The organism is Fibrella aestuarina BUZ 2 (assembly GCF_000331105.1).
Taxonomy (GTDB): domain Bacteria; phylum Bacteroidota; class Bacteroidia; order Cytophagales; family Spirosomataceae; genus Fibrella; species Fibrella aestuarina.
Genome location: NC_020054.1, coordinates 3,929,019 through 3,943,037, shown reverse-complemented (window position 1 = coordinate 3,943,037; position 14,019 = coordinate 3,929,019). Strand labels below are relative to the sequence as shown.

Annotated in this window: 10 protein-coding genes; 1 reads left to right on the top strand and 9 read right to left on the bottom strand. The window is 53.8% G+C overall.

The features are described from left to right. Positions 1-78: 78 nt before the first annotated feature. The 3 genes from FAES_RS15980 to FAES_RS15970 all read right to left on the bottom strand — a co-directional run bounded on the left by FAES_RS15980 (position 79) and on the right by FAES_RS15970 (position 2,700). Positions 79-1,008: a YncE family protein gene (locus FAES_RS15980; RefSeq protein WP_229364492.1), complete on the bottom strand. Its 930-nt coding sequence runs from the start codon at positions 1,006-1,008 to the stop codon at positions 79-81. Positions 1,009-1,307: 299 nt separating this feature from the next. Then, positions 1,308-1,751: a helix-turn-helix transcriptional regulator gene (locus tag FAES_RS15975; RefSeq protein WP_041257954.1), complete on the bottom strand. Its 444-nt coding sequence runs from the start codon at positions 1,749-1,751 to the stop codon at positions 1,308-1,310. Positions 1,752-1,875: 124 nt separating this feature from the next. Next, the gene (locus FAES_RS15970) at positions 1,876-2,700 is read right to left on the bottom strand and encodes a 2,3,4,5-tetrahydropyridine-2,6-dicarboxylate N-succinyltransferase (RefSeq protein ID WP_041257953.1); all 825 of its coding nucleotides are present in this window, start codon (positions 2,698-2,700) and stop codon (positions 1,876-1,878) included. Between the two features lie 1,042 nt (positions 2,701-3,742). On the opposite strand from FAES_RS15970, the gene gap reads away from it, so the two are divergent. Then, complete coding sequence (gene gap / locus FAES_RS15965) at positions 3,743-4,738, top strand: type I glyceraldehyde-3-phosphate dehydrogenase (protein ID WP_041257952.1); 996 nt, start codon at positions 3,743-3,745, stop codon at positions 4,736-4,738. 46 nt (positions 4,739-4,784) lie between these two features. On the opposite strand, the gene trmB is transcribed toward gap, so the two are convergent. The 6 genes from trmB to FAES_RS15935 form a co-directional block, all read right to left on the bottom strand. After that, a complete protein-coding gene (trmB, locus tag FAES_RS15960; RefSeq protein WP_015332274.1) occupies positions 4,785-5,444 on the bottom strand; it encodes a tRNA (guanosine(46)-N7)-methyltransferase TrmB in 660 nt (219 codons plus the stop codon). 6 nt (positions 5,445-5,450) lie between these two features. Further along, positions 5,451-6,746 (bottom strand): bifunctional folylpolyglutamate synthase/dihydrofolate synthase, encoded by a 1,296-nt coding sequence (locus tag FAES_RS15955; protein WP_015332273.1) that lies wholly within the window; start codon positions 6,744-6,746, stop codon positions 5,451-5,453. A gap of 54 nt (positions 6,747-6,800) precedes the next feature. Then, a complete protein-coding gene (locus FAES_RS15950; protein WP_015332272.1) occupies positions 6,801-7,739 on the bottom strand; it encodes a hypothetical protein in 939 nt (312 codons plus the stop codon). A gap of 148 nt (positions 7,740-7,887) precedes the next feature. Then, the gene (locus FAES_RS15945; protein ID WP_015332271.1) at positions 7,888-9,102 is read right to left on the bottom strand and encodes an HU domain-containing protein; all 1,215 of its coding nucleotides are present in this window, start codon (positions 9,100-9,102) and stop codon (positions 7,888-7,890) included. Positions 9,103-9,105: 3 nt separating this feature from the next. Next, the gene (locus FAES_RS15940; RefSeq protein WP_015332270.1) at positions 9,106-10,812 is read right to left on the bottom strand and encodes a TonB-dependent receptor; all 1,707 of its coding nucleotides are present in this window, start codon (positions 10,810-10,812) and stop codon (positions 9,106-9,108) included. Positions 10,813-10,815: 3 nt separating this feature from the next. Continuing rightward, positions 10,816-13,857: a tetratricopeptide repeat protein gene (locus tag FAES_RS15935; RefSeq protein WP_015332269.1), complete on the bottom strand. Its 3,042-nt coding sequence runs from the start codon at positions 13,855-13,857 to the stop codon at positions 10,816-10,818. Positions 13,858-14,019 lie beyond the last annotated feature (162 nt).

Here is a 14,019-nt window from a genome sequence, read left to right as displayed (position 1 = left end):
AACGGGCTTTTTTAGGCGATTCAAACGAGAGTGATTGCCCAAAAAGGGGCTGTACTACCTCCTTCATGCAGGATTGGCTTACTTAAAGTAAAAGCCGGTTGGAATGGCCTCGGTGCTGATTGAGTCTATAAGGGTTCCTGTCGGCTGAAACCGCAGCACGACACCGGGCTTTGCCGATTTGTTGGTCGTGGCGCCGTACAGTGTGGCTGTGCTCGGATCGAACCCGTAATTGGTCAGCGAGCGGGTTTCGACGGGTTGGGTAAGTGGAATTGATGTCGCAGTGGGGGTCGTCTTATAGATGAGCCCCCGCCACAGGAAGTACAGGGTTTTCGTTTTTAGGTCCAGCGTCAGGTTTGTCGGATTGCCCGCGATAGGCCGCCCCCCGATAACCACCCGGTTTGTGACCTGCCGTGTCGCGGGGTTTATAGTTACCAGTTCGGCGGAGGTTAACCCGTTGGCCGAACTGCTGACGGCGCGACCTGAACATAACACATAAAGCAAATTAACCTCAGGATCGTAGGCGATCGACGTGGGTACGTCGCCAACCGATAGGCTCGTTACCACCTGATCGGTGGTGGTATTGATAATGGAAACGGTCTTACCAACCTCTGATGAGCCGCCTGAGTTTGCCACAAACAGTTCATCACCGACTACGACCAGTTGCTCCGGGCCCGCACTGACCGGAATCGAGTTAAAGAGTCGCCGGGCCACCACATCAATCACGGCGATATTGGGGCCAACCGTGCGGCCACCCCAACAACTGACATAGGCTTTCAACGGACTAACGCCAACCACGTACCGGGGGACTTCTGCCCCACCCAGCAGGGAGATGCTTCGGAAACTGCTGCTTTCGACAATCTCAATCTGCCCGGTCTCCGGCGAAACCAGAAATCCCTTACCATCGACTTCAGCATAAGACGATACTTTGTCATTCAATTGCCGATCGTTCTGGTTGTTGAAGATGTCGGTGGCTAACACTCCAGGCCGGGGCGATGGAAAACGAACCAAGCCTGTTTGTCGGTTGATGAACGAGACGCTCACATTGGCCGGTTGGACCCGTTCATCAAAAACCAGCACACCGGTTTCAAAGGGTTCGACTTGTAAGGGTTCTTTAATGGTACACCCGACGGTCAACAAAGACAAGCCAAGCAAGCTGGTCATGCGAGCGGGATACCAAAATGGGCGGACTATAAGCCGGGGTTTGTAAGCAACCATGCAATGGAAGGAATGAATACCAGGTAAGCAGTACGGCCACTGAGTGGCAGCAGTACTAAACAAAGATACAACGCCAACTCCCCTGCTGCACCTCAGGCCGGCCTATACTCCCGAAAGGTACCATCCGTATAGAAGATCAAGATACGATCGACCTGCTTATCGGCGACAGGAGGGCTTTCTTTTTCTGGAACGATCGTTTTTTTTAATGAATCCACTAACGTTGACTGAGGTGGTGTTGGTTCTCTGTTCCAGGCCGAGGGGCGATTTACAGAGGGCTGAGCTGCTGGTTTGGTCGGCTCGTGACGTTCTTCTCGTTGCTCAGGTATTGACAATTGTGAATCGTCTTCCAAAAACCACTCATAACTGAGATCAGCGTAGCAACGGACAATCTTCTGAATGATGTCGAGACTTGGTCGGTTTCGGCCAGATAAAATATGGGATATACTGGACCGCTGTACACCGATATCATCAGCTAGTTGAGAGGGTGACAATTGTTTAATGGTCAACACCTGTTTAATTTTGTCATTAATGGACATTTGTAAAGGCCTTGGTTGATTTATTATTGTGAATTTACAACTATAAATAGTATATACAAAAATAAACCCGCCAGTTAATGATGTAAACTGACGGGTTGAGGTATTAAGGAATTACAAATGTGAATTACACGCTGACGTTGTTCTCACGTAACGCATCGTTCAGGGATGTCTTCAAATCGGTTGAGGCCTTGCGCTTGCCGATGATCAGCGCGCAGGGAACCTGGTAAGCACCGGCAGGAAACTCTTTGGTATAGCTGCCCGGAATAACTACGGAATGAGCAGGTACTAACCCTTTGTATTCAACCGGTGAATCGCCCGTGATGTCAATTACCTTAGACGAACCGGTAATGGTTACGCCCGCGCCAAGAACAGCCCGCTCGCCAATGTGAGCCCCTTCCACGACGATGCAACGCGAGCCAATGAAGGCACCGTTTTCTACAATGACTGGCGCGGCCTGTGGTGGTTCGAGGACACCGCCAATACCAACTCCCCCACTTAGATGAACGTCGCTACCAATCTGTGCGCAGCTCCCAACGGTAGCCCACGTGTCGACCATGGTACGCTCGCCAACGTACGCCCCAACGTTTACATAGGAAGGCATTAGAATTGCCCCCGGTGCAATGAACGCACCGTATCGAACGGTTGCTGGTGGTACGACCCGTACACCTGCCTCGACGAAGTTTGTTTTAAGAGGAATCTTGTCATGGTAAGAAAAGATGCCTACTTCAATGGGCTGCATAGGTTGTGAAACAAAGTAAAGCAGGATCGCTTTTTTGATCCATTCATTCACTTGCCACTCTCCTACTGCGTTGGCGATTGGCTCAGCGACTCGCAGTTGGCCGTTATCCAATTGAGCAATCACCCGATCGATACTTTGTTTGTAGGTGGGGTCTTTTAAAAGACTTCGGTCGTCCCATGCAGCGAGTACATGTGTTTTTTCAAGAGTCATAATAGAAAGTTAAGCTTTACTTTACTTAGTATAATCGCCTGATAATTAACGATTTAGATTATTGTATATTTTTGTTGGCAAATTTTATTTTGTTTACAAATTAGATAGTTGTGTGTTTAAAGTTAAAGACACGGGGTATATGTGTTGGAAAAGGTATACGTGACTCAGGCTATGTAGTTCGGAGTGGTAAAGATAAGAGGCCTCTCAATAATTGACTGATATATCAGACTCTATTGACTTAATAGACTGAGTAAGCATATTGTTTTCAGATGTTAGGGTTTGATCACAGTTAGTCTAATTGCGCTTAGGATCATCTACTAGAGAGTTCACCTTGTTTGTAAGGATTTATCAATCTCTGTTTGTGAAGTGTGATCAGCTGCCATACATTTTTATTCTTCTAGGTAGGACGTCTTATCTCTTTGAATTGGAATAATCGTTGCGTAATAACTCTGAATGAGTTTATGAATACGCATTGGCGTTTCACGCTGCTTGACAATGCCTCTTATGATTAGATGGGTTGTTTGGCTTAGACGCAAGATGGATGTAAGCTAGGCTATGTATTATATGAGCAGGAATGTCCAGAAAGAAATGGTAGTGCATAGTTACTGGTAATTGGCTAGGGCTATGTTTATGAATAACGTTTTCCAGCTTCTTTCCCCTCCTATTTCGGTATTCATAATGTCTTTTAGGAAACCGCGATTAGGTAATGAATCTCATTTAGTACTGTTAGAAGAGGCGTCAAACTAGTACAGTAGGTTAGTAATTATATACCTTATTTAGTAAATCGTATTAGTATTGCTAATATTCATACCATTTATACTAGCAAATTGCGCTAATTTTGACAATATTTTGGCTAAAAGACGAAAATAAACTCAAATTATTAGATTTTACTAAAAAACATCACTAAAAATACTAACCTTCTCATTAGTCTTTTGCTAAATACTACTGTCTTGGTATACTCTTATATATAGTCCTCTGGATAATGACTGTCTGCTTTCAGACTAGTATATTTGGCCCGTTAACCAAACCTGATTACAGTCTAATGGCAACCATCAAAGTAGCTATTAATGGATTTGGTCGTATTGGCCGCCTCTCGTTCCGTCGTCTCCTGGAGAAAGAGAATGTAGAGATTGTGGCAATCAATGACCTAACCGATAACGCGACCCTTGCTCATCTGTTAAAGTATGATTCCGTCCACGGTCGATTTAGTGGTCAGGTTAGTGCTGATGCTGATAGCATCACGGTAAATGGCAAGCGTATTCACGCATATGCAGAACGCGATCCTAAGGCACTACCCTGGAAAGATCTTGGCGTTGATGTGGTTCTTGAGTCAACTGGCCGATTTGTCGATGAGGCCGGAGCGGGTCAACACCTACAGGCTGGTGCTAAAAAGGTTGTTATTTCAGCACCAGCAAAAGGCAACATCCCAACGGTTGTACTAGGTGTAAACGACAGCACCCTTACAGGCAGCGAGACCATTATCTCGAATGCATCCTGTACTACAAACTGCCTGGCTCCTATGGCCAAGGTCCTCGATGACAACTTTGGCATCGAGATGGGGTACATGACAACCATTCACGCTTACACAGCCGATCAGAACTTACAGGACGCTCCCCATTCTGACCTGCGTCGGGCGCGGGCGGCAGCTCTTTCTATTGTGCCTACCTCAACAGGCGCTGCTAAAGCCGTTGGCCTCGTGTTGCCCCACCTGAAAGGAAAACTCGACGGTAATGCTATGCGGGTACCAACTCCTGATGGCTCGATTACTGATTTGTCAGTTATCCTGAAAAAACCAGCTACCGCCGAGGAAATCAATGCCGTGATGAAACAAGCTTCAGAAACCACTATGAAGGGCATTCTGGAGTATGTGACCGACGAAATCGTGTCGACCGACATCATTGGCAATCCGCACTCATGCATCTTCGATTCTAAACTGACCTCGTCAATGGGTACGTTTGCTAAAATCGTGGGTTGGTATGATAACGAGTATGGCTACTCTAGCCGGGTCGCTGACCTTATGGAGCGGTTGTTCAACTAATCGTTCCAAAACTACAGAGTAAAAAAATGGGTGACTCCGTACGGAGTCACCCATTTTTTTTACTCTGTAGGTATTTAATGGAGAAGCCTTTCTCGAAGAACATCGCTTCATACTTCGTCTTAATACCCAGGTGCAGGTTATTCAAAGGCGATTCGTACAGGTTGTCAGTTGCTTCCAGAATGGTAAAGCCATTGGCGGGCAGTGACTCTAGGCTATACTCGTAGAAAGGCGTATTATCGGTCTTCAGGTGCAACACCCCCCCTGGCTGAAGCAGTGTGGCGTATTTGGCCAGAAACGTCTTGTAGGTTAACCGGTGCTTTTCCTGCTTATCCCTCGGTTGCGGATCAGGAAACGTAATCCATATCTCGCTCACCTCGCCTTCGGCCAGAAATTCGTCCAGATATTGAATATCCGTGCGTAGAAACGCAACATTAGCCAGATCCCCGGCTAGCGCCGCCTGTGACCCCCGGGCGATGCGATCGCCTTTAATATCAACACCGATGAAATTTTTATCGGGATAAGCCGAGGCCAGCCCGACGGTGTACTCTCCTTTACCGCAGCCTAATTCCAGAACAATAGGGTTGTCATTCTGAAAATAATCGGGATGCCACTTTCCTTTGATCGTTGAATACAGTGGTTTGCCCCGCTCGATGACGTTAGGAGCCAGCCGGTTTTGCTCAAACCGGTACATTTTTTGGCGACGCATATTCGCTTATAAACTGGTTAATTCGGCAACAACATACGTGCTGCCTGTTACTAAAATGAGGTCTGTCGGCGAGGCCTGCCGCAACGCCTGAGCCAACGCCTCATCGACCGACGAGTACCCCTCACCGACCCGACCGGTTCGTGCCGCCATATTCCGCAATTCCTGCGTTGGCAACGCCCGGGGCGAATCCGCCTGGCAAAAATAGTAGTGGGCGTCGAGTGGTAATAGCGCGAGCACCTCCCCTACATCTTTATCACGCACAAAACCAAGCACCAGATGCAGCGCCGTATGGGGCAGCGACGCGCAGGAAGCCATCACCGCCTCAATCCCCGGTTTGTTATGTGCGGTATCGGCAATCACCGTTGGCCTTGACTGGAGCCACTGAAAGCGCCCTTTCAGGTTCGTCTGCTTCACTACATCCCGGCTGCCCCGCTCGATGGCTGAACGGTCAATCGAGAAATGGGGCGCCAGGTGATCCAGCGCGGTCAATACCGTCTGCACGTTACGCAGTTGATAGAGGCCCAACAGAGGCAACTCGATCTGTAGCAGTTGATGCCCCTCCCCCCCTAGCCGTTTACAGGCAAGCTGCCGGACGCCATTGGCCAATCCATCATCGGTACATTGCCATGACGCCTCAGCCCGGTACAGCGGTGCGTTGTTCTGTGCCGCTATGGCCTCAAAAACAAGCGCTGTTTCGTCGATCACCTCGCCGATGACCACAGGTATACCCGGCTTTATTATCCCCGCCTTCTCGGCCGCAATGGCCGGGAGGGTATCACCCAGCACATTCATGTGGTCCCAACCAATGTTCGTGATAACGCTTAGTAGCGGGGTGATGATATTGGTCGAGTCGAGCCGACCGCCCAGCCCCACCTCAATCACGGCGACATCGACTTGGTGGCGGGCAAAATGGGCAAACGCCATTGCAACCGTCACCTCAAAAAAGGACGGCTCGATCTGCTCGATTGTAGCCTGCTGTTCCGTAACAAACTGAGCCACGTCGGCTTCAGCAATCGGTACCCCATTCAGCTGGATACGCTCGATAAATGATTTGAGGTGAGGGGATGTATACAACCCAACCCGGTAGCCGGCAGCTTGCAGGATACTCGCCAGCAAATGCGACGTACTCCCTTTTCCATTGGTACCGGCCACATGGATACTCTTGAACTGGGTCTGGGGATCACCCAGCGCCGCGCATAGGGCCAACACGTTGGTGAGCCCCGGCTTGTAAGCAGAAACGCCCACCCGATGGAAAACGGGCAGGCGATCATACAGATACGAGATAGCCTCGTCGTAAGTCATTGGTCGCAATAAGGTGACGGAGTTCCCTACCAAAAGGCCCCGATGCACCCGTTCTTAATTCGCACTAATTGAAATGGTCAACGTACCTGTGGCCAGGTCAGACGGGGTTACCGATCCTTTCGGCCGCAATTTAAACCGCATTACCTGCCGACGGTAAAAACTCTCGACGGATGGGCTGACGGTCTGCTGCAACGGACGGGCCGACACAATATTACCGTCGCTGTCGACTTTGATCTGGTAGATGATTTTCCCGTTTTCGTCGGAATCGTCCTTGTCGAGGCGATTGCTGCCAAACGCCCAGCCCGATACGTTCAGAGCCACCCCCGACTTGGCCCCGCCGGGTTTACCATAGAACTCTTTGGCATTGATGTTTCCTTCGGGATTGCCTTTATCCCCTACCCCCGACCGGTTGTCGCCGTTGTTGTTGCCACCCACACCGTCGGCCCGGCCGTTGGTGCCGTTCGAACCGGCGCCGCCCGACGACCGTTTGTAGAGCGCACTCGGGTCAACCGTTTCCACCTTCTTAGCGGGCTCAGCACGAGGCGGGGCGGGCGTAGGGTCGGGAGCGGTGGCCTTCGTACGGCGCGACTCGGCCTTTTCGGGTACGCTTACCGGGCTCTCCGTCCGGCTGGCGATAACCGGCTTTTCGGCAATGGTTTTGCTCGGCTTCGCTTCTTCGATCTTCGGAACGGGGGCCACCGGGGTACGTTCCACACGGGGCGTCGTCGTCACTTTAGGGTTTGGGCGATCTTCTGACTTCTTTACGTTCTCGGCCCTCGGCGATGGGTTGGGTTTATTGTAGGTCTGTACGGACCCACTACCGATATCGCTCGTCCCAAAATTCACTTCGACAAACTGCACGGGCGGCGGATTGGGCATCGTGCTGCTGATAGTGACCAGAAAGAGCACAATCAGCAAAACGACCATCACGCTGAAAGCGCCCGCCGCCGCAAAGGCACGGGCTTCCGTTTCGTTTTCGTAGGCAATACGCATGGGCAAATCGTCCGTAGGCGTTGGTGATTGATGTCTTAACGTTGCGCAAACGGGTTTCGTTATGCGTTCGCCCTACAAACATAAAAAAGGCGATCGAATGATCGCCTTTCGGGTATACGTTCAGGTACGTATTCGTCTAATAAATAGGTTACCGGCTGCGCAGAATCCAGGGGGTGATCCCCGTCAGGGCGTTCAGCGAATCCAAACTGGCTTTCGCTTCCTGGTAAGCATCGGCACCAACGGCGGCCACTTTGATCAAACCTTTGGTACGACCCGGCAAGATATAGGCCTGATCATAGCCCGCGCGCTTCAGCATTTTCTGAAACCGGATAGCGTTGCTACGGCTGGCAAAGCTGCCGGCAATAACGGTAAACGGGGCCTGCGGGGCCGCCGGTTCTACGGCTACAACCGCGGGTTTCTTAACGACCGTTTTTTCGGCGGCCTTGGCAGCTGCTTTACGTGAACTGGAAACTGCCTCTACCAACGCCAGCGCCGATTTGGTCACTGATTCGTCAGCCGCGGGGGTCGACGCCAATGTAGTGGGTACCGACGGGGCGGGGGCTACAACCGGCTTTGTGACCGGCGCAACAGTAGCCGTTGACCCAGTTGAGACCGGGGTAGCTTCGTCCGTGGCAGCAGGGGTTGCTGGTTTCGCCGTCGAAAAATTGGGTAGCCGGAACAGATTACCGGGGTTCAGGCTACTTTGAAACGACTCATTCGGCTTAATGACGGAAAAGTAGCTAATAAAGCCCAGCGTGCCGACCATAATGGCCGCGGCCGCCCAACGCCAGGTGGTCTGGGTACGTTGCGGCGCTACTGGCATGGGCAGTACTTCGCCAACTTCCTGTTGGGTCGGCTGCACCACAACGGTCAGCGCCATGGTTGGAAGTGGTTTGACCACAACGGGCTTCTCCAGCACCGGTACGGCGGGGTGTACCATCTGACGCGTCAGCATCAGCGGCTGCAGCCCATAAGCATTCCCCAGGAAGTTGTGCCGTAGTTCCGGGTCAAACTGCAGGTTGTTTTCACTGTTGAGCGAGAACATGCCCAGGCCATCAAGCACGAAGCTACCCGTCTCGCGGGTCTGCTGCTTCAGGTCCGTCACAAACTGGCTGATGGCTTGCAGGGCCACCTCGCGGCTACAGTTTTCGTGCAGTAAAATGTAATTCAGCAGAATGCCGTCGTCGAGGCGCAGGGCTTCGTTGAAGGCAACTTTGCGCCGGGGCGGTAGAAACTGGCCGGTTGTCTCGTTGTACGAAGCCGACACATTATGGGTTAGAAACGCACCCAGGGCAGGCACAACAAGGCAGTCGTATTGATAAAGTAGCTTCTTTAGGTAGTCGCTGATCGGTCGCATAGCCATACATCAGAAGGAGTACGAAATTCCTCCGAGAAAGTTAAGCCCCTGAACGCGGTAATACAAATACCGCTGGTAGGTTTGCCCAAAGATATTATTTAGCGAGACAAACGCAGCGACCTGTTTTCCAAGAAAATAGTCGATTTTGAGGTTCAGGTCGGCGATGGTTGGCAACTGCACCACCTCGCCTGCCGACGTAAGGGAAGTAAAGTTTTTGTTTCGGATACCTGAGTACACGTACAGGTCAGACGTAACGAACAGCTTTTTGTTGAAGGTATAGCTGTTGAGCCACTGCACCGACGCCCGGGGCCGTCCCCACGCCTCTTCCAGCCGGTCGAGGTCGTAACGGAACACGTCGCCTTTCAGCGTTGAGCGAAAGCCGCCCATTTCATAACCCAGCTGTCCGGAGAGCGTCAGCACATGCGCAATGCCGCCATCGTACAAGGCGAAAAACTTGGTGGTGTCGGGCCAGGTGTTGTTAATGGTGCTGAAGTTACGGTAGCGGGCATACGACACTTTTCCTTCGTATGAGAAGCCATTACCCAACTGCCCTTTCGAGCCGCCATAGATATCGTACGACTTGATGGTATTGGCCAGGACCACGTTTGGCGCGAGCCAGCGGTTTTCGCTCAGCAGGCTCCGCAGCGTGTTACGGACGATATCGCCATCCACCCCGGCGAAGAAGTGAATGTTCCCCGCGGGTACCACATCGATGTTGGCGACGGGAAACGCCAGCGTATTGTTAATCCCCAGGCGCTTGTCGGTTTCGTTGACGGCATTAACGGCGAGCGTTACCGTTAACTTCGGTGACAGGTAGCGGAAGGCCGGACGCAGTCGGAACAGGTTCCGGTTGTCCACCTCGCCATCGTTACGTTGCGTCAGGTACGCGTCGGCATTGACCAGCGCCAGGAAGTTGTCGGTAATCTGCAACGAGGTTTGCAGGTTAGTACCCCAATCGAGCTCAGAAGCCCGGTAGGCATCGCCCAGCGTGGTGACGCTGGTTTTCAGCGCATAATCGAGCGTCTGGTCTTTGCCGTTGTTCTCGATGCCCAGACTGGCCCGGAAGGTTGTCAGCTGCTGCCGGAGCGAATCCCGGTTGGGTACCAGGCGGGTGGTGCCTTCAAACTGCGGCCGGTAGCCGTAGAAATAGTACCGCTCCTGCTCGAAGCCCAGGCCGGCCGTCAGTTTAAACAAATCGGTATTATACGTACCGCGCAGGTTAATCCGGCTTTCGCGCTGGGCGGAGTTGGCACCATCGACCGGCCCAATGCCCGACGACAGGTGCCGCACCGACCCTTCGGCTCCGAATCCGCCGCTCGTCGCTACTTTATAAAAGCCTTCCCCGTAAAAGGTATTGTAGTTCCCGGCGCCCAGCTTGACGTAATTCTCGTAGGCGGGCCGGGTTTCGGTCTGGGTGCTGCCGGGCTCCAGCACCGTTGGCTGAATGCGGGGGTCACCCACCGTCAGTTTCCGGTCCTGAAACTCGTAGGTCATCTTCCGGGTCTCGGTGTTGGCCTTCGGCGAGGGAATTTTGTTGATCACCCGATCGGCGGGCGGCAGTTCGATCCGGCGGCTTTTCTCGACGGTAATCTCTTGGTTTTCAATTTCACCCGTGCGGGTGGGTTTCTTGGGGTCCTGTGCGAAGGCCTGCCCGGTGGCACAGCCGGTTGCTGCCAGCAGACCAGCCCAAAAAACAGTAGTGTGGCGTTTCAGCATGGCTTATTTTTTATCGAGTGCGGCTAGTTTAGTTTTGGCTTCGGCTACGATCTCGGCCTCGGCGGCGTTTTCAATGATCGACGTCAGCACGGCCCGTGCCTGCGCCAGTTCGCCCAGGGCCACATTGTTGTCGGCCACCAGAATGAACGCCTTTCCTTTCCAGTACTCAAACCCATCGAACTGCTCGTTGAACCGAAGCAGCGTCGCAATCGACTCCTTGTATTTTTTCTGCTGGTACTGCGCCTGCCCAATCAGGTAATTGGCCTCAGCCCCGTTGACGTCTTTCGCCAGCACTACTGTCTTCTCAAAGTCGGCAATCGCGGTTTTGTAATCGTTGCGCGACAGGGCCACTTTGCCCAGCATCAGTTGCGCCCGGTTCTGCGTGCCCGGCACGATACTCCCGGCCGTTACCAGTTCGCGGGCAATCACCGCCGCCGAATCAGTTTTGTAACCATAATAGGTATCCATCAACCCCAGTTGCGCGTTGATCTGGTCGGTGCGCTCGTTGGCCCGGCTTAGCACGTAGCGGTAGTTACGCACGGCATTGGGGAAGTTCTTCTGCTTCCGTTCCAGATCGGCAGCCCGGCTGGCGGCTTTCGTCGCGAAGGCCGACCGGCCCTCCTGCATCAGTTGTTCGTACAAGCGCAGGGCCGTGGGCACGTCGCCCGTCTTGGCCGATGCGTCGGCACCGTAGTAACGGGCTTCAGCCCCATTGGCACTTTTGGGGTATTCCTGCACGAAGGCTTTGAACGCGGCCAGCGCCTGCTCGTATTTCTCGGCGAAATACAGCGATTTGGCGTTTTCGAGCTGTGCTTTCTCCACTTCCGTGCTCGCCGGGTTGGTCCGCTTGTAATCGTTCAGCGCCGACGAGAATTCGTCGGAACGTCCGGCATCGTCGAGCGTATTTTGCAGCCCGAGCAGCGCACTCTGCGCCTGCGGCGTTTTGCCAAAATCGGCCAGGATACGGCGGTAATCGGCTACGGCGGGGTCGTACTGCTGCTGGTTGGCGTAAGCAACGGCGCGCTTCAGCAAGGCCGCCGGCAGCAGGTAGCTGTTAGGCCGACCGTCGATGAGCTTGGTGTAGCCAGAAACCGCCGCCGCGAAGGCGCCCTTTTCAAAGTCGACGTTGGCCGCCTGAAACAGGGCGTCGTCGGCATAGCGCGAATTCGGATTCCGCTGGAGTTGGTCGAACAGCGATTTGGCTTCCGTATCGCGGCCCACGTAGGTGAGGATGACGCCTTTCTGGTAGGTGGCGTAATCGTTGTCGGCCCGGCCCGTGGCGATGGCCTGATCGTAGGCTTTCATCGCCTCGTTATATTGCTTGGTCGTCAGCAGGGCGTCACCAATCCGGACGTAGGCATCCCCCAGCAGCGCATCGTCGGTATTCCCCCGCACAAACTCGCGGAAGTAACCCAGCGCCCGGCTGTAGTCTTTCTGGTTGTAGGCGGCATACCCCAGGCCGTAGAGGCTCCGCTTGGCATAGGCGTCGGCGGTGCGGGTCTGGGTATACAGCGGAATGGCCTCGGCCCATTTCTTCTGCGCCGACAGCGCTTCCGCTTTCCAGAAGGTCGCGTCGAGCTTCAAATTGGCGTCGGCCGACGTACCCAGCGACTTGTTCAGGTTCGCGATAGCCGCATCGTAACGTTCGGCGTTGAAATCGGCCACGCCCTGATTAAACGTCAGCCGCTGGTACTGCGCGTTGATGCGCGGGGTACGTCGTTTCAGCTTCTCGATGTAGGCAATGGCCGCCGGGTAGTTGTTGGAGGCCAGGTATGCCTCCCCCACCAGTTCGTTAGCTTCGTTCTCGAACCGGCTATCCGGGTATTTCTTGAGAAAATCGTTCAGTTCCGTGATCGCCTCCGAGCCGCGTTTCTGGTCGAGTTGCAGCTTGGCGTGGGTGAATCGGGCCTCCTCCTGAATCGAGGGGTTGAACGCCAGCCGCCCCGCCTGATCAAACGCCGTCAGCGCGTAAGCCGGGTTATCCTGCTGCAAATAACTGATACCCAGCGTATAGGCCGCGTATTGCGCCGTTGTATCTTTCCCCGACGCAATCGGCTTCAGTTGCGCTACGGCGTCGGTGTAATTCCCAACCTTGTACAGCGACTGCCCGTAGCGGTACTTCAGCGCGGCGGGGGCGGCACTGCCTTTGGCGGTCAGGTACCGTTTATAGGCCGGAATCGCCTGGGCGTAGTTGCCCTGCCGGTAATACACCTCGGCCGTAAAGAGCGACACTTCGGCCAGTGCGGCACCGCCGTTGCGTTTCAGCAGGGGTTCGGTATAGGCGAGCAGTTCGTCGTAGCGGCCCTGTTTGTAATAGGCCTGCGCCAGCCAGTTAGGCACTTCGTTCTGGTAGGTCGGGTTGGTTTCGATCCGGCGAAAATCGCTGATGGCCTCGTTGTAGTTGCCATTCCGGAAGTTGATGACCCCGGCATAGTACGATGCCGCCGCCGCGTTGGTGTAGCCCGGATCGGTTTTGATGGCGTTGAACAGGGGCAGCGCCTTGGTCAGATCCTGCGTATTATAATAGGCCAGCGCCAGATTGAACTGGTAATCGCGCTGTTTGGCACCCGTATTGGCTTGCCGGATGGCTTTCTCCAGGTACGTTACCCCGTTGGTGTAGTCCTGCTGCCCCACGTAATAAAGGCCCAGGTCGCCGTAGAGCTCACCGGCTTTGGGGTGTTCGCTGTGGTTGCGCACAAACCGATCGACCAAGGCTTCGGCACCCGGCTCATCGGCATACAGGCTCGACAGGGCCATGTAATATTCGGCCGACACGGTGTTTGGGTCACCGGCGGGCGAACCCGCGGCCGGCGTTCCCGACGTGTTGAGCAGTGGGCGGCGCTGGGCTAGGTACCGCTCGAACTCGGTGCGGGCGGCCGCAAAATTCTGTTTCTCAAAGAGTTCAATCCCGTTGCGGTAGAGCAGGTCGGGTTCAGTGTAGGAAAGCGTTCGCTGGGCCATCAGCGGAAGGGTCAGCGCGGACCCCGCCGCTACACAGACAGCCCCCCAAACGCGGGGAGTCACGCGTTGCGATAGTGGAAGCATAGAACCGATTAACGGTTGGGAAACGAAGAGAAAGCATTGTAGTTTCGCAGAGGGTTTGACGGCTAGCGGCTCTGTTCGACGTACCCACGCTGGCCGTATTGGCTAGTCTGTCTAGTGAACGGCAACCAGCAGGCGACAGCCATCAAACGAAACTCCCGATTA